The sequence below is a fragment of the Aeromicrobium endophyticum genome, assembly GCF_003586285.1.
Lineage (GTDB): Bacteria > Actinomycetota > Actinomycetes > Propionibacteriales > Nocardioidaceae > Aeromicrobium > Aeromicrobium endophyticum.
Genome location: NZ_QUBR01000002.1, coordinates 281,857 through 308,304, shown reverse-complemented (window position 1 = coordinate 308,304; position 26,448 = coordinate 281,857). Strand labels below are relative to the sequence as shown.

The window sequence follows — 26,448 nt, the reverse complement described above, 5'->3', positions numbered from 1 at the left end:
CGCGCGGCGCCGATCAGGCCAGGCAGCGCTTGAGCTCGGCGGGACGGTAGAAGTACGGCACGGCGGGCCTGCACCGGTCGGACAGCTCGACCGGCTGCTCGTTGTGCCGCACCGTCACGAGGGCCCGACCGGACGCATCGCGGTACACGGCCCACTCGATGCTGCCGCCCAGCCGGCCCGCGACGTATCCCCGCCACGGGTTGTCGGCGTGGCCGAAGGTCGACGTGGCCTGCACGTCGCTGCCGGGCAGACCGAGCAGCGCCGCGAACGGCATCGTGGTCTCGCCGTGCGCGAGGCGGAAGACCGCAGCCGTCCGGCCACCGGCCAGACGGTCGTCGAGCGTCGAGAAGAAGTCGTCCAGCAGCGGACGCGCGGCGCGGTACGAGCTGTCCTCGCCCGCCACGCCCGGGCCGAACTGGTAGAAGTTCTCGGCATCGACGGCCTGAGCCAGCACCGCGGCGTCCTCGTCCGGCACGTACCGCGCGAAGGTCACCGACGTCTCGGCCGCCAGGCCGGGCGCCGTCGAGTAGAGCAGGTAGATGTCCAGCGCCACGGCCACGGGATCGTCCAGGGCCTCGACGAACGCCGGCGAGTACATCCGCTCGAGCATCCGGGTGGCCGCCGCGACGACATCGGGTCGTGATTGCGCGGCCAGCGACGCCCGGTTGCCGGCGAACGAGGCACCGTTGCCGATGAGGAGCCGGGGGGCGTCCGTGACGTACGCGGCGACCTTCAGGCCCGGCACGACGCCCTCCAGGCCCTCGCGCATGGCGTCGGCGCTCTCGACGGTCCGCTGCACGGGCGAGGTCTTGAAGACCACGGCGTCGCCCTGGCTGGTCGACTCGGTGAGGAAATCCCGATAGAGGGTCGCGGTGCGGCGACCGATGCCCTGCCACTCGACGCGGCCGATCTCGCTGAGGTTGCCGTAGCCGATGCGCTGCTCGGGCACCTGGAAGGCCGCGACGTCGGCCGCGAACCGGCGGCCGGTCGACGTCAGGGCTCCGGCGGCCTTCGCCCGCTTCCACACCGCCAGCGACCGGCGCTCGCGGGCCGAGCTGGTGAGCGTCCGGGCCCCGTGGCGTCCGACGGTCTCGACCAGGACGAGCCGATATCCGTCCGGTGCCTTCCGGATCGCCGAGCTGGCGGCGTTGCCGTACGGCGTCTGGTTGGCGTAGTGGTGCGAGTCGATCGTCGCCTCGGCCTGCGCGGTCGAGGTGATCGTCGCGACGATAGCGATCAGGTGGGTGAGGAACGAGCCGATCATCGTGGTCAGCGTACGACGGGGCCGCGCCGTTCTCGGCCGTCGACGACCGGCTCGCGGCAGAGTTCACGAACGGTTCACCCTGAGCCGGGCCGCGCCCTAGGATCATCGGATGCCCTCCGCCGCATCCAGCCTCCGTGCCCAGACCCTGGCCGTCATGGCCGTCGTCGCCTGCCTCGTCGCGGCCGTCGTGACGGTGCCGGCCTCGGCCTCGGCCGTGACCGATCCGCGCCTCACCCGCTCGTTCTACGCCGACTCCGCCTCGAGTGCCGCGGTGGCCGCCAGGACCGATCGACGGTTCGCGAGCCTCGCCCGCACGCCGCAGGCCTACTGGGCGACCGATCACCTGCCGGTCTCGCGGGTCAAGAAGGCCGTGCGCGCGTACGCCACGAGGGCCGCGAAGAAGAAGCGCACGCCCGTCGTGGCGGTCTACGCCATCCCCGCCCGCGACTGCGGCCAGCACTCCGCCGGCTCGTTCGACGCCCCCACGTACAAGCGGTGGGTCGCACAGCTCGCGTCGGGGCTGAAGGGCACCAAGGCGATCGCGGTGCTCGAGCCCGACGCCCTCGCGATGCTGGGCCAGTGCGACGCCCAGGGCGACCGCACAGGGCTGCTGCGCTACGCGACGAAGAAGCTCAAGCGTGCCGGCGTCTGGGTCTACGTCGACGCGGGGCACTCCAGCTGGATCGCCCCCGACGTGATGGCTGCCCGCCTCAAGGCGGCGGGCGTCACGTCGGCCCGCGGCTTCTCGACCAACGTCGCCAACTTCCGCGGCACGGCCGACGAGATCGCGTACGGCGACCAGGTCGTCCAGCAGCTCGCGGGTCTCGGCATCCGCGGCAAGAAATTCGTCGTCGAGACCGCGCGCAACGGCGTACCCACCGCCGCCGGGGACTTCTGCAACCCCGTCGGTGCGCGCACCGGCGCGAAGCCGCGCATGATCCGTCGCGGCAACCTCGACGCCTACATGTGGGTCAAGCACCCGGGCGAGTCAGACGGCCCCTGCAACGGTGGACCGAACGCGGGCGCGTGGTGGCCCAGCGGTGCGCTGACGCTGCTGGGACGCTGAACCCATGACGCCCCGCGGGCGCCTCTGGGTCGCGATGGCCGTGCTCACGCTCACCCTCGCCCAGCTGGCCGTGGGTGCCTTCGGCGGTCTCGAGCAGTACGACGGCAAGGGCTTCGGCTACCGTCTCGCCGCCTATCCCCTGCTGATGCTGCTGCTCCCGGCCGTCTGGTGGTCGCGCACGCGCGATGCCGCGACCCTGCCCTGGGGTGCGTTCGCGCTCGTCATGGCGCCGTTCCTCATCGACGTCACCGGCAACACGTTCGACCTGTACGACTCGGTCGACGCCTGGGACAACATCAATCACTTCGTCAACTGGATGCTGCTGCTGTGGGGCTGCGGCCTGCTGCTCGCTCGCGCCGACGTGAGGCCGCGCTGGCTGCTTGCCGTGGCCATCACGGGGCTCGGCGCGGTGCTGGCCATCGGGTGGGAGCTCGGTGAGTGGTACACGTTCATCCGCCGCGGCACCGAGCTCGACGGCGCGTACGAGGACACCCTGAGCGACGAGCTGCTCGGCACGCTCGGTGCCTTCGTCGCCGCCCTGATCGTCGACCGGACGACCCGCCGATCGCCCAGTCGTCGATAGGTCGCGTCGCTAGATCGTGCCGTCGGGCTTGCCCTGGACGACCTTGAACCTGGCCACGACATCGCCGGACGGGAAGCGGAAGGTGATCTGCACGGTGCGGCCGACCTCGACCTCGTCGGCCCTCACGTAGTCGCGGTCGCCCGGCTGCCCGTCGTCCTTGTAGGGGGCGTAGCCCAGGCGGACGGGCACGCCGGCACGGGCCGACACGCCCGACGGCCCACCGGTCGCTGTCTGGTGCAGGATCTCGAGGTCACCCCGCTTGCCCACGTCACCGGTCGGCCGGATGTCGGTCATGTCGTCCACGCTCGAGTCGATCCACCCGTCGAGGTAGGCCTTGTCCTGGCCCGGCACCTTGACGATGATCCCGTCTCGCACCGAGATCGACCGGTTCGGCGCGTTGTTCGCCACGTCGGCATGGCGGGCCCCGCGAGCGACCACGGTGGCGGTGAAGGTGACGTCGTCGGCTTCACGCCTGTAGCGCGCCTTCGCCAGATCGAGCGTGATCGGCAGGGTCGAGCCGACCTGCACGCGGTCGCGGAAGCGAATCCGGAACGGCTCGCCCGCGCGGCCTATCGTCGTCGACGAGCCAGGCGGCAGCGTTGCCCTCGGGGTGCCCGCGAACATCAGCAGGACAGGAGCCTCGTCATCGTCCGGCATGCCGCCCATCGCACTGTTGATGGTCAACGCCCGATCCGTGTGGTTGACCAACGTGGCCGACAAGGTCGCGCCGCCATCGTCGTTGGCCACCAGCACGGGGCTCTTGACCTCCACGCCGGTCTTCGTCGCGGGCGACGCGGACGCACGCGGCGTCGCCTCCCGGGTCGGCGGGTCCGACGTCATCGCGTCGGCAGCGAACCCTGCGGCCACCCCACCGACGAGGCTGACGCCCAGCAGCACCGCGGCCGTCCTCCTGCGCATCATCGTCAGCACCCGTCGCGCATGAGGCTCGGCTCGGCGCCCTTGGTGACCTCGACGAAGGTGACGGGGTCGGAGCCCTCGATCGCACCGGGCTCGGCGTCGAACAGGAAGCCGATCCAGCCGCCGTCCTGGCGGTCGAACACGCGGACGCCCGACTGGCCGTACCCGGCCGCGAGCAACGACTCGTCGGGGTACGCGGCCTTGACCTCGTCGTACGTGCTGCCGATGCCGATGCCCTGGGCAGTGGTCACCCCTCGACCGCGGACGCCGATCGACGAGATCTCCCCGTTGCCGAGGGTGTAGACGTCGTAGGTGTTGACGTACTCGTCCTTCCAGGCCAACGGGACGACCGGGCATCCCTCCACCGGTGCCGGCCGGTCGGCGACGAAGTAGCCGGTCGCGAGTGCCTGGGCCTTGCTCATGCCCGCCCTCACGGGCCCCACGCGCCCGGGCGCCAGCTCGAGCACGTCCGGGGACGCCATCCCGCTCTCGCCGCCCTCGCTCGACGGAGTCGTGCTGCTTCGAGCCGGGCTGCTCGGAGCGGGCGCTGCGGGCCCGCGGGAGGTCGCTGCGTTCGCGAGCACGCCCGCACCGATGCCGCCGGCGACGCTGCCGGCCAGCACCAACGCGGCGATCTGCTTCTTCATCATGGTCATTCTCGCGTTCTCTCGGCGTCTGTCACCCACCTAGATGCGCGCGGGGCTCACAAAGTTGTCGCAGGACCCGACCATCTTTCACGGACGTACGCACGCGCGGTGTGGATGCGCGCCTTGACGGTGCCGAGGGGGGCTCCTGTCAGCTGCGCGATCTCGTCGTACGGCAGCGCCCCCAGGTCGCGGAGAACGAAGGCCTCGACCACCGCGGGATGGTCGAGCTGCAGCTGCTCGAGAGCGTCGAGCAGGTCGAGCCGGGTGCCGGCGATGACGCTCGTGGTGCGGGGGTCGGGACGGTCACCGGCCGCCTCGGACTCGACGTCGCCGAAGCGCTTCTTCATCGACCGATACGTCTGCAGCGCCTGGTTCGACGCGATGACGGTGACCCACCCGGCGAACGAGCCACGACCACCGAAGTCGTCGAGCCGCGTGGCGATCGTGAGCAGGGCCTCCTGCGCGGCCTCCTCGGCGTCGTCGCGGTAGGGCAGGAACTTCGCGCAGCGCCTCAGCACGAGCGGTCGCGCAGCGGCCAGCAGGTCGTCCATCGCGTGGGGCTCGCCGGCGCGGGCGTGGGCGATCAGCCGGTCCCAGTCGTGCCCGTCGTCGGCGTGCTTGGTCATGCCCCTCCCCGATCCGCGTCGTCCGAGCGTCCATACTGTCTCGTCATGAGGCAGATCGGACGCTACCGGCTCGACGAGGTGCACGGCTCGGGCGCCTTCGCGACGGTGTGGCGCGGATTCGACACCGAGCTCGAGATCCCTGTCGCGGTCAAGGTGCTCGCCGAGAACTGGTCGCACCACGCGGACGTCCGCGAGCGTTTCCTCGCCGAGGCCCGCCTGCTGCGCCGCATCGCCAGCGACCGCGTCGTGCGGGTCTACGACGTCGGCACGCACGAGGGACAGCCCTACTTCGTGATGGACTTCGTCGCCGGCGGCACGCTGGCCGATCTCGCCGACGGCTCGCTCGACCCGTCGTCCGCCCTCGAGCTGGCCGAGCGCTCCGCACGCGCCGTCGCCGAGCTGCACGCGGCCGGCGTGGTGCACCGCGACATCAAGCCCAGCAACTTGCTGCTCGACCCTGTCGACGACGGCCTCGGTCGGGTGCTCGTGGCCGATCTCGGCAGCGCGAAGCGACTGGCCGAGGCGTCCGGCATCACCGTCACCACGGGCACCCCGTCGTACATGGCACCCGAGCAGGCGCTGGGCCGTCCGATCGACGAGCGGTGCGACGTGTACTCGCTCGGCGTCGTCACCTACGTGCTGCTGACGGGCCGGCTGCCCTTCGACGTCAGCGACCCGATGACGTTGGTGACGCGCACCGCCGACGACCGGCCGGCCCGCCTCGCCGAGCCGCGGCACCTTCCGCCACCGCTCAACCGGACGTCCCTCGACGCCCTGCTGGTGCAGGCGATGTCGCTCGACCCGGCCGGACGCCCGCGCACCGCTGCCGACCTGGCCGACGCGCTCGCCCACGTCCGCGCGGGCGGCTCCTCGTCGCCCGTGGTCGGCGGATGGCGCACACGCGTGGTCGTGCCCGTGGCGGGCGCGGCGTTCACGGTGTCGGCGGTGGCGACCTGGCTGCTCCTGCGCTGACGGCCTGCCGGCTACGGACGTCCGGCGTGCGGGACGTCGACCTGCATGGTCAGCAGGACGGCCTCGTCGGCCACCGAGCGGCTGTGCTCGAAGAAGTCGGGCGCGGCACAGATCAGCAGCGTGCGACCGTCCTCGCCGCCGAGCTGGCACGCGAAGGCACCCAGCCCGTCTGGCATCGGGACGGACTCGACGATCTCGCCGCCCGGCGCGACCCGTGCCACCCGCGCACCGACGGCATCGGCGAACCAGATGTGCCCCTCGGCGTCGAGGGTGCAGCCGTCGGGGGCCGGCAGCCCGGAGCCCAAGGCCTCCATGACGTCGGTCGTGTCGGGCACGTCGCCCATGGACGCCCAGACGCGCCGGTCGACCAGCGATCCGTCGTCGGTGATCGTGAACGCCACGAAGCCTGCGCCTGTGGTCTCGGCGACGATGAGCGTCGAGCCGTCGGGGGTGATGACTGACCCGTTCGGGAAGTGGAGTCCTTCGGCGACGACCGTGATGGTGCCGTCGGGGTCGACGCGCGCCAGGTCGGCCGGGCCCATGGGCGCGCCGCCCATCAGGTCGAAGCCGAAGTTGCCGACGTACACGCGCCCACGGTCGTCGACCACCATGTCGTTGACGTGCCCCCCGGCGACCGACGACAGGTCGGCGTAGTGGCCGACCGTCCCGTCGGGTGCGCGACGCACCAGGTGCCGGTCCTTCATCGACACCACGACCAACGACCCGTCCGGCAGCCAGCCCATGCCGGACGGCTGCTCGTCGACGTCGAACTGGTGGGTCTCGACGCCGTCGGTGGTCACGGTGAACACGGAACGCCGGTAGAAGTCGGAGACCCACCACTGGCCATCGTGCCATCGCGGCCCCTCGTAGAACTTGCCTCCGGTGACCAGCGTCGTCAGCTCGCGTGCCATGCATGACTCCCGTTCTGTCGCCGGTGGCCCGCGCGACGATCGATGGTGATGGGGGTCACACTGTTGCACGAGCGCCGGGTCAGCGCTCCTTGCGGTCCGCGACGATGGCGGCGATGTTGAGGCTCGCCCAGGTGAGGGTGGCCCCGAGCACCTTGGCCTTGGCCGTCTTGGTGCGAGCCTCGGGCGTGAGCAGGGCGGCGTCCGACAGGTCGAGCACGACCCGGGCGATCATCGCGTGGTCGCGCGCCAGCGGCGACGGTGCCAGCAGCGCCAGCGCGCTCAGCGCGAGGTCGCGGGGCCCGAACATGCGGGCCACGAGGTCGTACTCGGGCTGCTTGAGCGGGCTCTTGGTCAGCGCGGCACCGAGGTGGCGCGGCTTGGCAAGGGCGAAGGCGGCGTACCCGGCAGTCGCTGCGGACATGATCTGGCTGTAGCTCGGCGTCATGGCTCGACGCTAGGGCCGGTCGGTGCGGTCCGCACGTCCGGGAGCCGAGGCCGGGCGGCTCTACGCCGCCTGGGGTGATCGCTGCCTGAACCGCGCATGTCGCCGGGGAACCTGTCGAGGGTCGACCCGGCGCGGCGGCACCACCTCGACGACCCCGTCGGAGGCCATGTGCGCGGACCACTCCCCCTGGTGCAGCAGGTGGTGGTGGAAGTGGCAGAGCAGGGCGGCGTTGTCGAGGTCGGTGGGACCGTCCTGCGACCACGGCGTCAGGTGGTGCGCCTCGCACCAGGCCGGTGGACGGTCGCAGCCCTGCCACACGCATCCTCGGTCGCGCTGGGCGAGCGCATGACGCTGGTGCCGGTCGTAGAGCCGCTTGGACAGGCCGACGTCGGTGACGCGCGAGTCGGTGTCGAGGTAGAGGGCGACCAGATGGGCGTTGCAGGCCATCCGCAGGGCCGCGTCGGCCGAGACCGTCGCCCCGGACGACGAGGTGGCGGTGCCCTCTCCGGAGCTCAGCACGTCGAGGTCGACGTTGACCGTGACGGTTGCGGCGAGACCACCGGCCTGCGGCAGGGCGTCGTGCGGCAGGTGGTCGATCAGCTCGAGGAACGCCAGCCCCATGCGCTGCGCCCGGGGCATGGCCAGCAGGTCGTCGACGGCCAGGCCGTGACGCTCGGCGTTGTCGCGGTTGCGGCGCGGGGCGATGATGCCCTCGATCGCCGCTCGCAGGGTGTCGGCGGAGTGGCGCGGGACGACGAACGTCCCCTTGGCGGTGCCGTCGCCGCGGTCCTGCATCGCGAATCGCGTGGCCTCCCAGGCGCGCTTCTCCTCGGCGGCGACCTGGCGGCCCAGCTCGTGCTCGAAGCCCTCGGGATCGATGACCTCGCGGATGCGGTTGGCCAGGCGCTGCAGGTCGTCGACGTCGAAGCGGGCAGCATCGGCGATGAGCCGGGCCTCTGCGGCCGCCACCTCGGCCTCGGCGCAGTCGCTCGGCAGCGCCTGGATCGCGCGCATGATCACGCGGGCCTTCTCGGTCGAGAGGTCACCGGCGGCCCACGCGGCTCGCGTCAGCTCGGTGCGCTCCGAGGTCACGCGCGACATGCCCACGAGTCGCGACGCATCGCCTCGGGCCACCCCCGTGAGATGGGCGAACCACGCCGTCGTCGACGCCGCACCATCGTCCTTGGCGAGCCCCGTCGACTCGACGGCGCCGAGGACGCGCGAGGCCAGGGCGTCGAGGCTCGTCCGAGCGCGCTGCACCGCGGCGGCGAGCTCGCGCAGCTCGGAGTCGGTGAGGCGCCACGGCTCGAGCGCGGCGACGTCGTCGGCCAGCGACGACAGCTGATCGATGATCACGACGACCCCCTCATACGACTAGAACGTGTGTTCGATTCTAGCTGAGTCCGGCCAGCCAACACAAGCGACCAGAGCATCTTTTTCGCTGCGATACCAGACCAATCGAGTGGGTGAACTTCTCCCGATCCCACCCTAGGGGGCGGCTCGGACAGCCGTCAGAGCACGAGTGGGTAGGCCACGAACAGGGCCGCCGCGCCCGCCGCGCCGATGGCGTACATCGTCGACTTCAGCACGGCACCGAAGCGCGGTCGCAGCTTGGTGACGCTCTGCACGGCCAGGAAGACGCAGGCCAGCGGCATCAGCAACCAATAGATGCCCCAAGCGGAGAACACGTCGTCGGGCCATCCGATGCCCCCCGCGCTCGCGAGCCCGGCCACCACGGCGACATAGCTCGGGAACAGCATAGGCAGCGAGCCGCGGACGGCGGCGCCGGCGGAACGGCGCAGCCCTCGCCACATGTCGGCGTCGACGAGACGGTCCGAGTGCGGCTGGCCGACGGCAGGCCCGTTGAGCAGGCCGAAGAAGCTGCCCCGGCGCGCGAGCAGCAGCACGGTCGCGATGATCACGGCCAGCATCCACCACGCGGGGGCGTCGGCCTCCTGCATCGCCGGGGGCCGGTACTCGTACGACACGAACGAGTTGGTCAGCCAGATCAGCCCTGGCAGCAGCGCGACGACGAAGGCGCTGAGCGCCAGGCCCACCGCGAAGGTCCTCAGCTTGTCGACGCGGCTGACCAGGCCTGCTGCCTCTCCCCCCGACGCCGGCACGCCGCCGTCACCGTCGACGGACAACGGCCGAGGGAACGAGGGCTCGCGTCGCACCTCGGTCGCGGGCACGGCGGGCATGGCCGCACGCGGGGCGACGTCGGTCAGCGGGCCGACGTCGGCAAGAGCGGCATACATCTCGTGCACCGTCTGGTAGCGCTCGGCGGGCTCGATCGCCATGGCCTTCTGCACCACGGCTGCCAGCCGCTCCGGAACGTCCGGCGTGATGTCGCGCGGGTCGGGACGCGGGTGGTTGCGGTGCGCCAGCAGCTGCGCGGCCATCGTCCCCTCGAACGGCGGCTTGCCGGTGAGGCACTCGTACAGCAGGCAGCCGACCGAGTAGATGTCGCTGCGCTCGTCGGCGCGTCCGTCGAACTGCTCGGGCGCCATGTAGTGCGGCGTGCCGGCGACCGTGGCGGTCGCGTCGGACGCGGCGCGGGCGATGCCGAAGTCGACGATCTTGACCGCGCCGTCGCCGGTGACGAGCACGTTGGCCGGCTTGATGTCGAGGTGCAGGATGCCCGCCTGGTGACATGCCGCCAGGCCCTCGAGCACGCCGCGGACGACGATGACCGACCGCAGGCTCGGACCCCGCAACGACAGCAGGTCCTTGAGCGAGGTGCCCTCGACGAGCTCCATCACCAGGTGCGGCGTGACCTCGCCGTCACCGTCGGGCATGTGCACCAGGTCGTGCACCGTGACGACGTGCGGGTGCGACACACGGGCCAGGGTGGCGACCTCGCGGGTGATGCGACGCATGGCGCGCGGGTCGTCGGCGACGAAGTGCGAGAACCGCTTGATGGCGACCTCGCGGTGCAGCTGCCCGTCGCGCGCACGGAACACGACGCCGTGGTTGCCCGCACCGATGCGTCCGAGCAGCTCGAAGCGCTGCTCGACGGGGACCGTCGTCACCGGAGGGGAGACGATCGGACGGGTCGCCAGAGGGTCGGTCGCCACGCGCATCCTCCTGCTCCGGGTCGATGGACTGGACACCTCGACGGTACGGCGTCCGGGTCCATTCTCCCTGGCGACCGGTTTCACTGACGACTGACGACCGACGAGCCCCGCAGATGCACCGTGCCGGCGGTGTCGAAGGCGGCGACGACGCTGACGCCGGCCAGCTTGATGACCGCGCCGCCGTTGAGTGTCGTCCAGTCGTCGCCGTCGATGCGGTGGCCGTCGACGGTCGTTCCGTTGGTGCTGCCGAGGTCCTTGACCTGCCACTGCATCCCGCTGCGGCGGATCGCGGCGTGGCGGTACGACACCTCGGGCTCGGCGAACGTGACGGGGCTCTCGGGCAGGCGTCCGAGCACGGCGCCGTCGGGACCGACCGCCACCGATCGGCCGTCCCGCTCGAGGCGCAGCAGGCCGGCGACGTTCATGGTGGGCGAGCTGTCGACGAGGTCGGGCACCAGGGCCGGGAAGCCCATCGTGGCGTCGGGATCGATCGTCGACGGGTGCCTGACGGGCTGCGGCGCGCTGGCCAGCGGTGCCCGTGACGACGTCGCGTCCGTCACGACGTCCCAGCCGACCGCGAGCGACGACGGCTCGGGCGCGGCGACGCGGCGGGCGGGCTCGGCACGACCGCTCCCCCTGGCCGGCGGCACCCAGCCCGACCGCAGGCCCGGGTCGACCTCGACGAGCACGCGGACGTCCGCGGGCACGGCCCACCCGGCGCGCTCGGCGTGGTCGGCATACAGCCGGGCGCCGTCCTCGCCCAGGCGCTCGAGGTCGCCGTCGGGGTCGAGCCGGTGCAGGTCCTCGGGGGCGACGCGCACGACGAGCTCGCCGAAGGCCAGGCGCTCACCGCTCGGCATGACGACGTGCTGGCCCGTCAACGACCGCACGAACCGCCGCCGGAGCACCGCCGACGACCCTGTCGGGTACGACACGAGCTTGGCGGCGACCTCGGTCGCGGCGCCCTTCTTGGTGTCGGTGCCGAAGATGCTCTGGGCCACGCGCAGCGCGACCCACACGACTGCGACGAAGACGACGAGGATCAGCAGGTTCATCGTGAGAGTCGAGAGGGTGCCCATGACATCATCGTCAGGGTCCGGCACGACGTGAGTCGAGCCGCGACGGAACATGTTCCATGACGTCCGAGGAGTCCGGGTGCTGCACATCGCGTGGTCGACGGGTGATCGCGACGGCGAGGCCACGCTGGCGCAGGGCGCGGCGTTCATCCTGGCGCGCCGCATGAACCTGCCGGCGCAACAGCCCGTCGTGGCCGAGACGATCGACGGCTCCGCCTACGTCTTCGTACGACTGCCCTACGTCAGCGATCCCGCGCTCGTCGTGACCGCGACGGCCTCGCAACCGGTCGTCCACCGCGGCCAGCGCGACAACGGCGCGATCGTCGAGGTCACCACCCCCCAGGGCGGCTCGACCACGCCGGCCCCTGGCCAGAAGGTCTCGCTGACCGACAGTGGCAGCCGCATCGAGCTGCGCTTCCCCGACCTGACGTTCTCGGCCGTCGTCACCTTCGACCTGCCCGATCTGCCCGACGGATCGGGCACCGTGCAGCTCGGCGTCGACTCGCTGCAGCACGACGACGTGTGGCTCATCGGCGCCATCGCGGTGGCGCTGTCGCCCGACCACGGCGTCGTCGCGCACGCCGACCTCAAGCGAGCGTTCGCCCTGTGGCGCGGCGCCGACGAGCACAGCGACGGTGCCTTCGACCGCAACGTGCTGCGTCCGGCCCTGGCGTCTCGCGGCATCGAGGCCGGCCCGCGGATGAACAAGATCGTCCTGCTCGTCGAGCGGTGCCGGCGCACGGCCGAGTTCCCGGCGCGGGTGCTCGACGACGTCAGACACCGGTTGTCGACGCTCGGCTGAGAGGATCGACCCATGGACTGGGACGAGCTGGGCGAAGCCATCGACGAGATCGCAGCGATGCCGAGCCGCTCGGCACGCCTGGCCGCGTACGAGCAGCTGCTGCGCACGGTAGAGCCTGGCCGGGAGGGACACGCCGAGGTGCTGTCGTGCATGGCCGACGACCTCGTCGACGAGGGCCGCCTGGACGATGCCGAGTCGGCGTACCGTCGCGCGCTCGACGACGGTGGACGCACCGTGCTGCAGCCGCGCGCAGGCCTGCTGGCCGTCGCACTGGCCCGCGGCGACGACGCCCGCGTCGACGAGCTGCTGGCCGAGCTGATCGCGCTCAGCCGCACCGAGCAGCTGGTGATCGGCGACTACGAGTGGATCGCAGAGTCGCTCGAGGACGCCGGACGCCTCAAGGCGGCGCTGCGATGGTTCACGATCCCGCTGCGCGACATCCAGCCCGGCGACCTCGACCTGATGCCGCCCCTGTGCCTCGACGGACGCTGGCGGGTCAGACGTGCCCTCGACCTGCCCGTCGACGCCTACGACGAGGCGCACGACGTCTGGCACGAGGTCAACGCCGCCCACGGCTGAGCCGGTCCCCCGCGATGTGTGACGTCGTGCACCGCTCCCGTCCGAAGAGCGGTGCACGACGTCACGCATCGCCACGGGGGGCGCGCTAGAAGAGACCGCAGCTCGACGTCGCGGGGAGGCCCGCCACGCGGGCCTCGAAGAAGGCGAACGCCTTCGGGAACGACGAGACCGCTCCTCCGACGTGCGTCGGTGCAAGGCTCGGCTGGAAGCTGACCTTGGCCCCGTTGCGGCACCACGAGCGGGCGAAGTCGCGTCCCTGGGCGAACGGCACGACGTCATCGAGCGTCGTGTGGGCCACGAGCACGGGCACGTCGGGTGTGCCCTTGCCGAGCCGCAGCGACTCGAGAACGGCGGCGATGTCGGGGCGCGACAGGAACGCCGTCACCGGCGAGCCGTCCGCGGTGAGCGGCGCCGAGGTCTTGAACGCGAACGCCGGCAGCCCGTCCAACAGGCACGTGCCGTCTGCCTTCGCGAGTGCCGCGTTGCCGGCCGGGTTGAGCAGCGAGGGGATGCCGAGCTCGGGGTACGACGCGTCGAGCGCCTTGACCGAGTAGAGCAGGAAGGCGGCGTACAACGAGCCGTCGAGGTTGGGAGCAACCTTCGTCAGGTCGGCCGGCACGGCTCCGGCGTACCCGGCCTTGACGTTGACGTCCGGCGCGTACGAGCGGTGCTGCTCGAGCGCGCCGGCCGAGGCGTTGCCGCCCTCGGAGTAGCCCGCGATGAACACCGGGGCCGTCTTCGACACGCGATCGGTCTCGAGCCGGGTCGCCGCCCGGGCCGCATCGAGCACGTTCCGACCCAGCGCGATCCTGTTGACGTAGGCGTGGGTGCCGGGCGTGCCGAGACCTTCGTAGTCGGTGACGACGACGGCGTAGCCGCGCAGCAGCAGTCCCTTGATGAACAGTCCCTCGTACTCCGAGCCGGCCGCCAGCTGCCGGCTGGGCGCGCACCGGTCGGCCATCCCCTGCGTGCCGACGGCGTACGAGACCAGCGGGCGCTCGCCCTTGCCGACCCACGGTGAGCGAGGCGTGATCATGGTGCCGGTGACGGCGCTCTTGCTGCCCCGAGCGCTGGTGCTGACGTACATGAGGCGCTGCACGCGGGCGTCGGCCTTCAGTGCTTTCAGCGGGTCGAGGTAGAAGCTCGACGACTCGGCCTTGATGACGTCACCCGGCTGCCCGGCGATGGTGCTCGGTGGCGTGTAGAAGTCGGTCTCGGCCGCTGAGGCGGGCACCGCCGACAACGTGATGCTCGCGAGCGCGACGGCGATGGCGCCGGTGACGACGTGACGGATGCGCATGAGTCCCCCTTGATGTAACCCGCAGTTACCATCTCAGTGGCACAGGTCACACGTCAATGGGTTCGACCGGGACGATCTTGCCCAGGGTGGCCTCGACGATGGGGTGGTCGGACGCCGTGCGGCGGTGCGAGGCCGACAGGATCCTGCGGCCGCGACCCACCGCGATGACATCGATGTCGGCACCGGCACCGACGTCCTTGAAGCCCGCCGGCTCGAGGGCACGCTGCACGACCCACCGCGTCGAGTTGAGATCGCCCAGGATGACCGACCGCGTCGTCCACCGCGGCAGCCTCCACCGGCGCGCGAACGACTCCATCGCCCTGATGCCCTCGTTCATCTGGTGCACGCGCCCCTCGGCGAAACCCTCGCGGTAGTCGAGGTGCGTCACCCCGACGTGCACCCACGACCCGTCGATCTTGAGCCGCTGGCGGAGGATGCCTTCGGCGGCGCCCTCGTTCTGCGTCGGATAGCGGTAGAAGCCGGTGGACGCCTTGACGGCCGTCGGCACCGCGTAGATGCCCAGACGATGGGAGTGCGCCATCCTGACGTACCCCTCCGCCGCGAAGAGGTCGGTGGCGTACGGCTCGTTCGACGCGCGCAGCTCGCAGACGCCGATGACCTCGGGCCGGTTCTTCGTCAGGTCGGCGACCATCTGCGGGAGGCGGTCGGCGAAGGTCCTCGTGCCACGTCCGCCGTCATCGCCCCAGAGGTTGAGAAAGGCCACCGCGTGCCACCGCACGACCTGTCTCGCGGTGGCACCCGGTGCGGGCTGGGTCATGTCGGACGTCAGACGGTGATGACGATCTTGCCGCGGGTGTGGCCCTCCTGGCTGAGGTCCCACGCCTTCTGGGTCTCGGCCAGCGGGAACGTCTCGGCGATCTCGACCTTCAGGGCACCGTCGTCGAACAGGCTGGCCAGCTCGTCGAGGTCGTCGGCGTCGGGCCGGACGAACACGTAGTGTCCGCCGAGCTCCTTGACGGCCGGGTCGATGATGGACGCGACCCGCCCCTCGGAGCCGCCGGCGAGCACGTGGGGCGTGGTGTCGAGGTCGGCGCCGCTCAGGTCGAGCACGGCCGTCACCCCGTCAGGCGCCAGCTCTCGCACGCGCTCGGCGAGGCCGTCGCCGTAGGTGACGGGCTCGGCGCCCAGCCCGCGCAGGTAGTCGTGATTGCCGTCCGACGCCGTGCCGATCACGCGGGCGCCGAGAGAGATGGCGATCTGCACCGCGAACGAGCCGACGCCGCCCGAGGCAGCGTGCACCAGCACGATGTCGTCGGCGCCGACGTCGAGGTGGTGCACGAGCGCCTGGAAGGCCGTGAGCCCGGCGAGCGGGATGGCCGCCGCCTGCTCGAAGCTGGCGTCGGCGGGCTTCTTGGCGACGGTGCGAATGGGTGCACCGACCTTCTCGGCGTACGTGCCGCCCTGCACGGCGTCCTTGCGGACGTAGCCGAACACCTCGTCACCGACCTCGAGCTCGGTCACGGACGGCCCGACCTCCTCGACGACGCCAGCGACGTCCCAGCCCGGGACGACCGGGAAGTACGTGTCGAGGACGGCGTCGAGGCCGCCGGTCGCGATCTTCCAGTCGACCGGGTTGACCGAGCTGGCGCGCACCGCGATCTTCACCCAGTCGGGCCCGATCTTCGGCTCGTCGACGTCAGTGACCTCGAGCGGGCCGCCGTACTCGTTGTAGACGACGGCGCGCACCTCAGATCCGGTCCTTGTCGTCGCTCGGGGCGAGCTCGTCGATGGACTCCTCGATGTCGGGCCCGGCGGAGTAGACCACCTCGTCGGTCGACTCGATGTGCTCGTCGGCCAGCAGCGGGTTGACCTGCTGCTCGGCCGTGTCGGTGGCGTCCTTGACTTCGTCGGCGACGTGCTTGGCCTTGCTCGATGCGGTGTCGGCCACGTCAGAGGCCTTGTCCTTGACGTCGGAGGCGACGTCCTTGGCGTGCTCGCGCAGGGTTCCGTCGTCGGCGGCGTCCTTGACGTCGGAGGCCACGTCGGCGGCCTTGTCCTTGACGTCGGACGCGACGTCCTTGGCACGGTCGACCAGGTCGTCGTCGTGCACGGCGTCCTTCACGTCGCCGACCAGGCCCTCCGCACGGTGGACGGCGTCCTGCACGCGCGGGTCGTCCTTGATCGTCGTGGCGGCGTCGCGGACGAGGTCCTCGGCCTTGGCCGCGGCGTCCTGCACGCGCGGGTCGTCCTTGACCTGCTGCGCGGCGTTCTTGATCTGCTCGTACCGCTCGCGGCCGGCCTTGGCGCCGAGCGTGTAGCCGATGCCGAAGGCGGCGGCGAGGGTCAGCTTCTTGAAGGGGTGGCTGAAGAGGCTCATGCACCGAGTCTGACGTATCGGGCCGGGCTTCGCAGATCCACGCACGCACGGGTGCGCCCGGCGAACCGGACACACCCGTGCGGAGGGACGGAGCTCAGCGCGTGACGGCGCTGGACCTCGTCTTGCTGGTCGACCCACCAGGGCCGGTCGCGGTCACGACGACCTTCACGGCACCCTTGACGCTGCCGCGAGCACGGAGGTACGCCGTGCCGCCGGCCGAGCCGAGGTTCCTGGTCGCCAGCACCTTGCTGCCCTTGAGCAGCGTGATCTTGACCGACGTCGCGGCCGAGGCGCTCGTCGAGACGCGCAGGCCCTTCGTCTTCAGCGCCTTGGCCGAGATCTTCTTGTCGGCGACGACCGCGAGGGCGGGCCGCGCCGACGGAGCAGCCGGAGTCGGCGGCGTGGCGGGCGTCGCGACCTTGCTGGGCGTGCGGCCCAGCATCGTGGCGAACAGGTCGGTCTGGTCGATCGTGCCGGTGACGTTGGCCGCCTGCGGGCCGGAGGCCGCGACGCGGATCTGGCTGCCGGTGTGCGACTGCGACGTGCTCGCGCCTGGAGCGTTCGGCGGGGCGGTCGAGTACGCGACCGTCATCGGGTCGCCGTCGAACGTCTTGAGCGTCGTCGTCGCCTTGCCGCCGGTGGCGCCGGTGGCGCCCTCGGTCGTTCCCGCGCCGTTGCCGACGATCTGCGTCGAGTGCGCGTGGTCACCCGTGACGATGATCAGCGTGTCGGGGTGCTTGGCCTGGTAGGCCTGGGCGACCTTGAGCGCGCTGTCGAGCTCGACGACGTCGCCGATGGCGCCGCAGATGTCAGAGGCGTGCTCCTGCTTGTCGATCATCGCGCTCTCGACCTGCAGGAAGAAGCCCTTGTCGTTGTCGAGCAGCTTGATCGCCTTGTCCGTCATGTCGGCCAGCGAGGGCTGCGTGCCGCGGTTGGCGGTCTGGCAGGTCGTGTCGGGCCCGCCCGCGCCGGCGGCCGTCGCGACCAGCGGCTGGTAGCGCGGCGTCATGTTGCCGGACGTGAAGAGCCCCAGGATCGGGCCGTTGTCGAGGGTCTTGACGCTGTCGAGGGCGTCCTTGTTCTCGACGACGTTGTACTTCAGCTTGTCGCTCTTCGCGTAGTCCAGCACGGTCGGACCGGCATCGGTGGCCTGGGTGTAGCGCTGCTTGCCGCCGCCCAGCAGGACGTCGATCTTGTTGTCGACGAGCTGCTCGGCGATCGATCCCTTGCCGTTGTTGCTCTTCTTGGCCGCGGTGCAGTTGGCCATGTCGGCCGGGCCCTGGCAGGCGCGCAGGTTGATGTGAGCACCGGCCGCCGCGGGCGTGGCGTCGGTGATCTCGGCGGTCGAGACGTTGCCGGTGCGCTTGCCCTGCAGCTTGTACTTCTCCAGGACGGTGTCGTAGTCGGTGCCGGGCGTCGTGTCGGACGCGCTGGGACCCTGCGAGATGCGGCTGTCGACGGTCTTCTTGCCGGTCGACCAGCCGCTGGCCGTGGGTGCGGAGTCCGACACGTAGTTGATCGGGTAGTCGTCGGGGTTGGGTCCGGTCTTGAGGCCGAAGGTCGTCATGGCTCCCGTGAACGGCAGCTCGTCGAGGGCGAAGCGGCCCTTGGCGCCGAGCTCGTAGTTGCGGGCCGCCGTGATGATCGAGTCGTCGGTGCCGTCGCCGATCAGCAGGATGACGTTGCGGGGCTTCTCGGAGTTGATCGCCGAGGACAGGTTGGCCGACCGGTCGTCGGTGAAGCCGGGCGAGACGGCCTGCACAGCGCTACCGATCGCGAGTCCGCCGAGCGCCAGGGCGCCGGCTGCGGCCACCATCGTTGTTCTACGCACCATCAGTTCTTGTCCTTTTCTCAGGTCGGTGATGGTGCGAACCTGCCGGGCCGGACCGACCGCCCGGACAACGCCGTGCAGCTCCCAGGTGAACAGCTCGCGCATGCACCGCGTCGCGGACGTCAGACCCCGAGCAGGCCGCGGATGTCGGCAGACGTGAGCGCGCCCGCGAGGGCGGCGCCGTCGTCCATCACTGCGTCGAACAGCGCCGACTTGCGGGCCTTGAGCTCCATGACCTTCTGCTCGATCGTGTCGGCCGACACCAGGCGGTAGACCATGACGGGACGCGTCTGGCCGATGCGGTGGGCCCGGTCGACGGCCTGCGCCTCGGCAGCGGGGTTCCACCACGGGTCGAGGACGTAGACGTAGTCGGCCTCGACGAGGTTGAGGCCGACCCCGCCGGCCTTGAGGCTGATGAGGAACACCGACGTCTGGCCGGACGTGAACGAGTCGACCGCGGACGTCCGGTGGCGCGTGCGTCCGTCGAGGTAGGAGTACGCGATGCCGTCGTCGTCGAGCCGCGACCGGACGCGGGCCAGGTAGCTGGTGAACTGGCTGAAGACCAGCACCCGGTGCCCCTCGGCCGTCACCTCGTGCAGGTGCTCGAGCAGCACGTCGATCTTGGCCGAGCCGATGCCGTCGTGCTCTTCGTCGACGAGACCGGCGTCGAGGCTCAGCAGCCGCAGCTTGGTGAGCGAGGCGAGCACCTCGAAGCGGTGGTCGGACGACTCGTCGGCCAGCAGGCCCATGACCTTCTGGCGCTCGCGCTGCAGGTGGGTCTGGTAGACGCGGGCGTGCTTGGGGCTGAGCGCGACCTCGAGCACCTGCTCGGTCTTGGGTGGCAGGTCGGCGGCGACCTCTTCCTTGGTGCGGCGCCGCATGAGCGGACGGACCCGGCGCTGCAGCAGGGCGAGCTTGTCCTTTCCGTGGCCGGTCTCGATGGGCTTCTGGTAGCTCGCTGCGAAGCGCTGCGGGTCGGGGTAGAGACCCGGCGCGACGATCGACAGCATCGACCAGAGGTCCATCAGCGAGTTCTCGAGCGGCGTGCCCGTGATGGCCAGCTTGAAGGGTGCCGACAGACGTCGCGCGCACTGGTACGTCTTGCCCTGGTGGTTCTTGACGAACTGCGCCTCGTCGAGCAGCAGGCCGGCCCACTGCTGCTCGCGGTAGGCGTCGTTCTCGATGCGGAACAACGCGTACGAGGTGATGACGAGGTCGGCACCCTCGACCTCGTCGGCCAGCTCGGTGCGCCGGCGTGCCTTGGTGCCGTGGATCGTGGCGACCGCGAGGCCCGGCACGAAGCGCGCGGCCTCGCGGGCCCAGTTGCCGACGACGCTCGTGGGCGCGACCACCAGGAACGGGCCGGTGCCGCCCTCGACCTGCCGCGCGATCATCGCGAGGGCCTGCAGGGTCTTGCCGAGCCCCATGTCGTCGGCGAGGATGCCGCCGAGCGACTGGTCGGCCAGGAAGCTGAGCCAGGCGTAGCCGTCTCGCTGGTACGGACGCAGCTCGGCGTCGAGACCGGCGGGCAGCTCGGGCACCGGCACCTCGTCGAGCGAGCGGATGGCGCTGATCGACTGCTTCCAGCTGCTGGCCTGCTGGTCGATGGTGCCGAGGGCGACCAGCTCGTCCCACAGCCCGGCCTGGAACCGGCTGACCCTCAGGCTCTCGCCATCGCGCTTGTCGGTGAGCTCGCGCGCCTCGAGGATCAGCTCGCGCAGCTGCACCAGCTCGGGACGGTCGATCGACAGGTAGGTGCCGCTGGGCAGCACCAGGTGCGACTCCCCCGCCGCCAGCGCCGCGAACAGCGGCCCGAAGTGCACGCGCTCACCCTCGATCGTCACGGTGACCGCCAGGTCGTACCAGTCGCTGCGGCGGTCCTTGCCGTCCTCGAGCGAGATGTGCACGACGGGTGCCGTGCCCGCCAGGCGGTAGTCGGGCCGCTCGCCGATGGTCTGCACGTCGACCCCCGCGGAGGCGAGCGCCGGCACGACGTCCTCGCTCAGCACGACGGCCGGGTAACCGTCGACCGTCGCCTTGGGCAGCACCGTGGCGCGGCCGAGCTTGTCGGTGGTGACCGGCAGTCCGGGCGGCGGTTCGAAGCTGCGGACGAGGTCTTGCTCGGCGGCTCGGTCCCGGAACGGCTCGAGACCCGAGCCCCACGCCGCGCGCAGCGTGCGGCCGTCGACCTCGTAGACGAAGCCCCACTCGACCTCGGCCGACAGGCCGTCGTGGGTGACCTTCATCGACAGGCGGGGCGGGACGATCTCGGGGACGTCGATGCGCGGGTCGACCCGCACCGAGCCCAGCGTGCGCTCCATGCGGGGGTAGAAGTCGCGCAGGAACTCGCCGGCGTCGCGGGCCGGGATCTGGACGCCCTGCCGGTTCTGCACCAGCATGCGCAGCGGCTGGTCGAGCGGCTCGGCGAACGGCGCGAGCCACAGCCGGCGCGGGCTGTCGTGGTCCCACGCGGCGATGCCGTGGGCGGGCTGGCCGATGAGCATGACGCGGTCGTCGGACTGTGCGTCGTCGATGTCGTCGTGCGACAGGCTCGCCGACACCGACAGGTCGCCGTCGTCGCCGTCGGGCGCGATGTCGACGCTGACCACGACGGGGTCGCGCATCACCGTCACCTCGGCGTTGCCCGGCCCGAGGAGGGTGACACCGGCGTCGGCCATGGCCTCGAAGACCCGCCAGGCATCGCGGGTGAGACCACCGAGGTCGATCGTGCCGTCGGAGCGCCGGATGTGCGAGTAGTGACCGCGCACAGCGACCTGCAGCTCGGCCAGCGCGTCGACCTGGGGGTGGCCGCCGCCGAAGCCGCGGGTGGTGGCCTCGACGTCGGGCCAGGTGGCGCCGGTCTTGATCCAGGTGCCCTTGACGCCGCGCTTGAGCGGACGGGCCGAGAGCAGGGCCTCTCCGCGGTAGTACGACGGCGCGAGGTCGATGCGCAGCGCCCAGTCGGTGCGACCGCGGGGCGGGGCACCGCCGGCGAGGGGCGCCAGCGCCGAGCGCCACTGCGGCTCGGACGGACGTGCCGTGCGGCGTTGCCACGACGCGTGGGGCAGCGCCGCGGGCTCGGGCTCGGGCAGCGCCTCGGCCTCGACCTCGACCTCGAGATCGTCGTCGGGCGCGGCGTCGATCGAGCTGCGCACCGCGATGATCAGCGCGACGGCGTGCTTGCAGCCGTAGCCGACCGGGCAGCTGCACGTGGCCACGACGTGCGTGCCGCCGGCCTTGGTCTCGCGCAGCTGCACCGTCGTGGAGTACACCTGCGGATCGGTGCCCCGCACCTCTCCGCTGGCCGCGTCGCCGTCGGGGTCGACGCTGCGGACGCTCACCCGTCCGGCGTGCGCGTAGACCTTGCCCCGCGAGAGCGAGCCGGAGTCGAAGGCGCGACGCAGCTCGGCATCCGTGAGGGAGGCGATCGTCGGCGTCACGTCTGCGAGGTTAGTCGGCGCCCCCGACACCACCGACCGCTCGGTCCACAGCCGTCCGCGGCCCCCCAGGCGGGCCCTAACCCCAGGTGGTCTCGCCGTGACGGTCGACGAACCGTCCGGAGCCGTGCCCCGGTCCCTCCGTCGCCAGCTGCACGATGGCGTCCGTCCCCTCCGTGACGGTCTGGAAGCCGCTGTTGGCGTTGAGGTCGGTGGCCGTGTAACCGGGGTCGGCTGCGTTGATGCGGATGCCCGGGAACGCCTTGGCATGCTGGGTCGTGAGCATCGTCAGCGCCGCCTTCGACGAGGTGTAGGCCGGTGCGACGACGTGCGACTCGGGCCGCGAGGGGTCGTGCGTCAGGTCGAGCGAACCCATGCCGCTGCTGACGTTGACGACGACGGGGTCGGCTGATGCCTCGAGCAGCGGCAGGAACGCGCGCGTGGTGCGGACGGCACCGACCACGTTGACGTCGAGCACGCGCAGCACGGCGGCACCGGTCAGGTCGTCCGCCTCGCCCATCGTGCCGGCGATGCCGGCGTTGTTGATCAGCACGTCGAGCGAGCCTTCGTGCTGCTGGACGTCGGCGGCCGCGCGAGCCACCGAGTCGTCGTCGGTGACATCGATCTGCACGAACCGCCCGCCGACCGACTCGGCCGCGGCACGTCCTGCCTCCTCGTTGCGGGCTCCGACGAGGACGGTGTGTCCGTGCTCGGCGAGGCGGCGGGCGGTCTCGAGGCCGAGACCCTTGTTGGCTCCGGTGATGAAGGTGATGGTCATGGGTCCAGCGTGCGCCGCGCCCCGAAGACGCACCAGGGACGCCTCGACGGTAGGACCAGCGATACCAGGCACCGCGTCGGCACAGGGACGACAATGGATGCATGAGCGTCGACCAGACCACCTTCGCGGCGACGTTGCGTGCCTGGCGCGACCGCCTGTCGCCCGCCTCGGCGGGTCTCCCGATGCGGCACGGACGCCGCACGCAGGGGCTGCGCCGCGAAGAGCTGGCCGAGCTCGCCGGCGTCTCGGTCGACTACGTCGTGCGCCTCGAGCAGGGACGCGCGACCACCCCGTCGCCGCAGATCGTGGCGGCCCTCGCCCGTGCGCTGCGGCTGACGCTCGACGAGCGCGACCACCTCTACCGGCTGGCCGGGCTCGCGCCTCCCGGCGACGGCGAGATCTCCGACCACGTGCCGCCCGGCATCCAGCGCATCCTGAGCCGCAACGACGACTCCGCCACCGCGGTGTTCGCCGCCGACTGGCAGCTCATCCAGTGGAACCGCGGCTGGGCGGCGCTCGTGGGCGATCCGTCGGCCACTCCCCCGGCGCAGCGCAACTTCGCGCTCGACACCTTTCCTGTCGACGGGGAGGCACCCCGTCTGGCGCAGTGGCCGGTCGAGGCGGTCGAGCACGACTCCGTGCCGGCTGCCGTCGTGTCGGACCTGCGACGGGCCACCGGACGGTTCCCCGGCAACCGGCGCCTCGGCGACCTGATCGACCGCCTGACCGCCGGCAACGAGCGGTTCGCCCAGCTGTGGGCGGCCGGCGAGGTCGGGGCGCACCGCGAGGGTCACAAGACCGTCCACCATCCAGCCGTCGGGCCGATCCTGGTCGACTGCGACGTGCTGACCGACGGCGACGCCGAGCTCAAGATCGTCATCTTGTCGGCCACCCCCGACACCGAGGACGAGACCAAGTTCAGGCTCGCGGTGATGTCGGGCATCCAAGAACCGGCGACGTCGTCATGATCGAACACATGTTCTAGTCTGGTCCGGGTGGGCATGAACCGGACGAGGCGCGACGCATGGCCCCCGTACGAGCCCACCCGTCACGTGCTCGTCAAGCGCGTCGACCACCGGTACGCCAGGCCGTGGCAGGGGTTCGTGGTCGAGTGGCGGCGAGAAGGGCAGCGATGGACGGCGCTCGTCGTGTTCGTCGACGACACGCAGGACGGGTCGCCGGTCGTCCAGCGCTGGCTGCCGGCCGATCGACTCCGGCCGTGCCACCCCGATCCCAACCCGTCGCGCGACGCGTGGTTCTGAGGCCTACTTCATCCAGTGCAGCGTGCCCTTGCTGTTCTTGCAGACGTAGCGGCGACCGCTGCCGTCGATGCCGACCTTGTTCTTCTTGGCCTTGGGGCAGAACTGGCCGCCCTTGATGCACTTGCCCGTCGACGTCTTGGTGCACGTGGCGGCGGAGGCCGACTCGGCCGTGATCGCGATGCCGGCGCCGGAGAGGGCCGAGGTGGTCAGGACGAAGGCGACGATCGAGCTGCGGAACTTGTTCATGGCCCGACCGTAGGTCCGAACCTGGGCATGCGTGACAGATTCTCGGAAAGACTGTCTTAACTGACTAGTCGGACGGATCCGAAGTGACTAGGCACCCGTCCACGACGGGTTGGGCACGACGAGATCTCGCGAGACGTCCTTGACGTCCGTCGCCCCCGTCAGCGCCATCGTCAGGTCGAGCTCGGCGACGACGTTGGCGATGACCTCCTCGACGCCCTGCTGCCCCGCGATGGCCATGCCGTACATGTAGGGGCGCCCGAGCAGGCAGGCGTCCGCGCCGAGCGCCAGGGCCGTGAACACGTCCGCGCCCGTGCGGATGCCGCTGTCGAGCAGCACCGTCGGCTCCGGCCCGATCGCCTCACGGACGTCGACCAGGGCGTCGAGCGACGCGATCGAGCTGTCGACCTGGCGGCCGCCGTGGTTGGACACGACGATGCCCGCCACACCGAGGTCGACGGCACGGCGGGCGTCGTCCGGGTGCAGGATCCCCTTGAGCACGACGGGCAGGCGGGTGCGGTCGCGCAGCGTCGCGATGTGGTCCCAGCTCAGCCCCGGGTTGGAGTAGATGTCGAGGAAGGTCTCGACGGACGCGCGGGGCAGCGGCGAGCGGATGTTCGTCCAGAAGCTGCCCGGGTGGTTGCGCGTGATCGAGATCAGCGAGCGGATCGCCTGCAGGGTCACCTTGACGTCCGAGGCCGCGCCGGACGCCTTGGCGGCGGCCACCCGCTGGGCCACGATGTCGCGGAAGCGCGGGTCGGACGTGTACTGACCGATACCGAGGCCCTGCGCGAAGGGCAGCGAGCCGAGCGTGAGGTCTTGAGGACGCCAGCCGAGCGTCGTCGTGTCGAGCGTGACCACCAGGGCCGTGGCGCCGCTGGCCTCGGCGCGTCCGATGAGGCTGTCGACGAGGCGCTCGTCGGTGCTCCAGTACAGCTGCACCCAGTGCGGGGTCGATCCCATCTCGGCGGCGGCCTCCTCCATCGGGGTACCGCCCTGGTTGGTGAAGATGTACGGCACGCCGGTGCTGGCCGCGGCCCTGGCCGTGTGGAGGTCGGCGTCGGGGTCGATGAGCTGGCCGGCCCCGACGGGCGCGAGCAGCAGCGGCGAGCTGAGGCGGGTGCCGAGCAGGTCGACGGACAGGTCGCGCGTCGCTCCCCCGTGCGCCATGCGGGGCACGATGGCCCACCGGTCGAACGCGGCCCGGTTGTTGCGCATCGTCCGGCCCTCGCCGGCTCCGCCCGCGACGTAGGCCCAACCCTTGGGCGAGGCGACCCGCTGCGCCGCGCGCTCGAGGTCGGCGAACGAGGTCGGCACGAGAGGCCTGGCACCGGTGACGCCGGCACTGTAGATCGCGCCCTGCCGCTCGCGCCCGGGACCGACGGACTGTGCGGGCTCGACCATGGTGTCTCCTCGTGTGCGGTGTGGACCGTGTCCGAGGGTATGTGTGCATGGGGTGGCACGCACCGGGTACCTGGCACTGTCCGCACCGACCGAAGGAGCACCCATGCCGATCTGGCTCGAAGCAGGAGCCTGGGGTCTGCTCGCGGGTGGCGCACTGGTCGTGGGCGCGCTGATCGCGTGGTTCGTCCGAGTGCCGCGCCCTGTCGTCGCGTCGGTGATGGCTTTCGGCTCGGGCGTGCTGATCTCGGCGCTGTCGTTCGACCTGGTCGACGAGGCGGAGAAGACCGGCGGGCTCGTGCCGACCGTGGCCGGCGCCCTGGGTGGCGCGGTCGTCTACGTCGCGGCCAACGTCGCCCTGGCGCGGCGGGGCGCGCAGCACCGCAAGCGGTCGCAGGACCAGCAGCCGTCCGAGGACGAGCAGGCCGGCAGCGGCTCGGCGATCGCGATCGGCGCCCTGCTCGACGGCGTCCCGGAGTCGGTCGTGCTGGGCGTTTCACTGCTCGGCGGAGGCGGGGTCGGCGTGCCCGTGCTGGCGGCGATCTTCATCTCGAACCTGCCGGAGGGGCTCTCGAGCGCCGCGGGCATGAAGCGCAGCGGCCGCAGCGCGCGGTACGTCTTCGGCGTGTGGATCGGCATCGCCGTCGCCTCCGGCGTGGCGGCGCTCGTCGGCAACCTGGTGCTCGAGGGCGCTCCCGACGAGACCATCGCCGCGATCACCGCCATCGCGGCCGGCGCCATCCTCGCGATGGTCGCCGACACGATGATCCCCGAGGCGTTCGAGAAGACGCACCTCTACGCGGGGCTGATCGCGACGGTCGGGTTCCTGACCGCGTTCGCGATCGGGCGGATGTGAGGGTTCGCCCGCGGGACGTCATCACATCAGTACCTA

Annotated in this window: 26 protein-coding genes; 8 read left to right on the top strand and 18 right to left on the bottom strand. The window is 71.3% G+C overall.

Features of this window, described 5'->3' with window-relative positions; genetic code table 11:
• Positions 1-13: 13 nt before the first annotated feature.
• Positions 14-1,264 (bottom strand): histidine-type phosphatase, encoded by a 1,251-nt coding sequence (locus tag DX116_RS12050; protein WP_119704514.1) that lies wholly within the window; start codon positions 1,262-1,264, stop codon positions 14-16.
• A 109-nt stretch (positions 1,265-1,373) separates the two neighbouring features.
• Here DX116_RS12050 and DX116_RS12045 point away from each other — a divergent pair, with 109 nt between their 5' ends.
• Both DX116_RS12045 and DX116_RS12040 read left to right on the top strand, forming a co-directional pair.
• A complete protein-coding gene (locus DX116_RS12045) occupies positions 1,374-2,330 on the top strand; it encodes a glycoside hydrolase family 6 protein (RefSeq protein ID WP_119704513.1) in 957 nt (318 codons plus the stop codon).
• A gap of 4 nt (positions 2,331-2,334) precedes the next feature.
• The gene (locus DX116_RS12040) at positions 2,335-2,913 is read left to right on the top strand and encodes a hypothetical protein (RefSeq protein WP_119704512.1); all 579 of its coding nucleotides are present in this window, start codon (positions 2,335-2,337) and stop codon (positions 2,911-2,913) included.
• A 9-nt stretch (positions 2,914-2,922) separates the two neighbouring features.
• Here DX116_RS12040 and DX116_RS12035 read toward each other — a convergent pair whose 3' ends face one another.
• The 3 genes from DX116_RS12035 to DX116_RS12025 are packed head-to-tail and all read right to left on the bottom strand — an operon-like array spanning position 2,923 to position 5,104.
• The gene (locus DX116_RS12035) at positions 2,923-3,843 is read right to left on the bottom strand and encodes a hypothetical protein (RefSeq protein ID WP_119704511.1); all 921 of its coding nucleotides are present in this window, start codon (positions 3,841-3,843) and stop codon (positions 2,923-2,925) included.
• A complete protein-coding gene (locus DX116_RS12030) occupies positions 3,837-4,478 on the bottom strand; it encodes a hypothetical protein (RefSeq protein ID WP_119704510.1) in 642 nt (213 codons plus the stop codon). Before DX116_RS12030 ends, DX116_RS12035 begins: the two co-directional genes overlap by 7 nt.
• Positions 4,479-4,534: 56 nt before the next feature.
• Positions 4,535-5,104, bottom strand: coding sequence for an RNA polymerase sigma factor (locus DX116_RS12025; protein WP_119704509.1), 570 nt, complete (start codon positions 5,102-5,104; stop codon positions 4,535-4,537).
• A gap of 45 nt (positions 5,105-5,149) precedes the next feature.
• Here DX116_RS12025 and DX116_RS12020 point away from each other — a divergent pair, with 45 nt between their 5' ends.
• Positions 5,150-6,076 carry a serine/threonine-protein kinase gene (locus tag DX116_RS12020; RefSeq protein WP_119704508.1) on the top strand — a complete coding sequence of 309 codons (927 nt, stop codon included), beginning with the start codon at positions 5,150-5,152 and terminating at the stop codon, positions 6,074-6,076.
• 11 nt (positions 6,077-6,087) lie between these two features.
• Here DX116_RS12020 and DX116_RS12015 read toward each other — a convergent pair whose 3' ends face one another.
• The 5 genes from DX116_RS12015 to DX116_RS11995 all read right to left on the bottom strand — a co-directional run bounded on the left by DX116_RS12015 (position 6,088) and on the right by DX116_RS11995 (position 11,588).
• On the bottom strand, positions 6,088-6,987 hold the full coding sequence (locus tag DX116_RS12015) for an SMP-30/gluconolactonase/LRE family protein (RefSeq protein ID WP_119704507.1): 900 nt from the start codon (positions 6,985-6,987) through the stop codon (positions 6,088-6,090).
• A gap of 79 nt (positions 6,988-7,066) precedes the next feature.
• The gene (locus tag DX116_RS12010; protein WP_119704506.1) at positions 7,067-7,432 is read right to left on the bottom strand and encodes a hypothetical protein; all 366 of its coding nucleotides are present in this window, start codon (positions 7,430-7,432) and stop codon (positions 7,067-7,069) included.
• Positions 7,433-7,492: 60 nt separating this feature from the next.
• Entirely contained in the window at positions 7,493-8,788 is a 1,296-nt protein-coding gene (locus DX116_RS12005; RefSeq protein WP_119704505.1) for an HNH endonuclease signature motif containing protein, read from the bottom strand.
• A 155-nt stretch (positions 8,789-8,943) separates the two neighbouring features.
• Complete coding sequence (locus DX116_RS12000) at positions 8,944-10,509, bottom strand: serine/threonine-protein kinase (protein ID WP_158591986.1); 1,566 nt, start codon at positions 10,507-10,509, stop codon at positions 8,944-8,946.
• A gap of 80 nt (positions 10,510-10,589) precedes the next feature.
• The gene (locus DX116_RS11995; protein ID WP_119704503.1) at positions 10,590-11,588 is read right to left on the bottom strand and encodes an FhaA domain-containing protein; all 999 of its coding nucleotides are present in this window, start codon (positions 11,586-11,588) and stop codon (positions 10,590-10,592) included.
• Between the two features lie 76 nt (positions 11,589-11,664).
• Between DX116_RS11995 and DX116_RS11990 the strand changes: the two genes are divergently transcribed.
• Both DX116_RS11990 and DX116_RS11985 read left to right on the top strand, forming a co-directional pair.
• The gene (locus DX116_RS11990) at positions 11,665-12,387 is read left to right on the top strand and encodes a hypothetical protein (protein ID WP_119704502.1); all 723 of its coding nucleotides are present in this window, start codon (positions 11,665-11,667) and stop codon (positions 12,385-12,387) included.
• Between the two features lie 12 nt (positions 12,388-12,399).
• A complete protein-coding gene (locus DX116_RS11985; protein ID WP_119704501.1) occupies positions 12,400-12,966 on the top strand; it encodes a hypothetical protein in 567 nt (188 codons plus the stop codon).
• Between the two features lie 85 nt (positions 12,967-13,051).
• Here the strand turns inward: DX116_RS11985 and DX116_RS11980 are convergent, their stop codons facing one another.
• From DX116_RS11980 to DX116_RS11950, 7 genes are all read right to left on the bottom strand, one after another.
• The gene (locus DX116_RS11980) at positions 13,052-14,266 is read right to left on the bottom strand and encodes a lipase family protein (RefSeq protein WP_119704500.1); all 1,215 of its coding nucleotides are present in this window, start codon (positions 14,264-14,266) and stop codon (positions 13,052-13,054) included.
• A gap of 46 nt (positions 14,267-14,312) precedes the next feature.
• Complete coding sequence (locus DX116_RS11975; protein ID WP_119704499.1) at positions 14,313-15,044, bottom strand: endonuclease/exonuclease/phosphatase family protein; 732 nt, start codon at positions 15,042-15,044, stop codon at positions 14,313-14,315.
• An 8-nt stretch (positions 15,045-15,052) separates the two neighbouring features.
• Positions 15,053-15,973 carry an NADP-dependent oxidoreductase gene (locus DX116_RS11970; RefSeq protein WP_119704498.1) on the bottom strand — a complete coding sequence of 307 codons (921 nt, stop codon included), beginning with the start codon at positions 15,971-15,973 and terminating at the stop codon, positions 15,053-15,055.
• Between the two features lies 1 nt (position 15,974).
• Positions 15,975-16,604 carry a YtxH domain-containing protein gene (locus DX116_RS20140; protein WP_199716062.1) on the bottom strand — a complete coding sequence of 210 codons (630 nt, stop codon included), beginning with the start codon at positions 16,602-16,604 and terminating at the stop codon, positions 15,975-15,977.
• A 94-nt stretch (positions 16,605-16,698) separates the two neighbouring features.
• Entirely contained in the window at positions 16,699-18,438 is a 1,740-nt protein-coding gene (locus DX116_RS11960; protein WP_119704497.1) for an alkaline phosphatase, read from the bottom strand.
• A gap of 119 nt (positions 18,439-18,557) precedes the next feature.
• Positions 18,558-21,875 carry a DEAD/DEAH box helicase gene (locus DX116_RS11955; RefSeq protein ID WP_158591985.1) on the bottom strand — a complete coding sequence of 1,106 codons (3,318 nt, stop codon included), beginning with the start codon at positions 21,873-21,875 and terminating at the stop codon, positions 18,558-18,560.
• A 76-nt stretch (positions 21,876-21,951) separates the two neighbouring features.
• Positions 21,952-22,650: an SDR family NAD(P)-dependent oxidoreductase gene (locus DX116_RS11950; protein ID WP_119704495.1), complete on the bottom strand. Its 699-nt coding sequence runs from the start codon at positions 22,648-22,650 to the stop codon at positions 21,952-21,954.
• 101 nt (positions 22,651-22,751) lie between these two features.
• Here DX116_RS11950 and DX116_RS11945 point away from each other — a divergent pair, with 101 nt between their 5' ends.
• Positions 22,752-23,618: a helix-turn-helix domain-containing protein gene (locus tag DX116_RS11945; protein ID WP_119704494.1), complete on the top strand. Its 867-nt coding sequence runs from the start codon at positions 22,752-22,754 to the stop codon at positions 23,616-23,618.
• Between the two features lie 33 nt (positions 23,619-23,651).
• Entirely contained in the window at positions 23,652-23,912 is a 261-nt protein-coding gene (locus tag DX116_RS11940; RefSeq protein WP_119704493.1) for a hypothetical protein, read from the top strand.
• Positions 23,913-23,915: 3 nt separating this feature from the next.
• Here the strand turns inward: DX116_RS11940 and DX116_RS11935 are convergent, their stop codons facing one another.
• A complete protein-coding gene (locus DX116_RS11935; protein WP_119704492.1) occupies positions 23,916-24,158 on the bottom strand; it encodes a hypothetical protein in 243 nt (80 codons plus the stop codon).
• A gap of 87 nt (positions 24,159-24,245) precedes the next feature.
• Positions 24,246-25,559 carry an alpha-hydroxy-acid oxidizing protein gene (locus tag DX116_RS11930; protein ID WP_119704491.1) on the bottom strand — a complete coding sequence of 438 codons (1,314 nt, stop codon included), beginning with the start codon at positions 25,557-25,559 and terminating at the stop codon, positions 24,246-24,248.
• A gap of 103 nt (positions 25,560-25,662) precedes the next feature.
• On the opposite strand from DX116_RS11930, the gene DX116_RS11925 reads away from it, so the two are divergent.
• Positions 25,663-26,412 carry a ZIP family metal transporter gene (locus tag DX116_RS11925; protein WP_119704490.1) on the top strand — a complete coding sequence of 250 codons (750 nt, stop codon included), beginning with the start codon at positions 25,663-25,665 and terminating at the stop codon, positions 26,410-26,412.
• Positions 26,413-26,448: the final 36 nt, after the last annotated feature.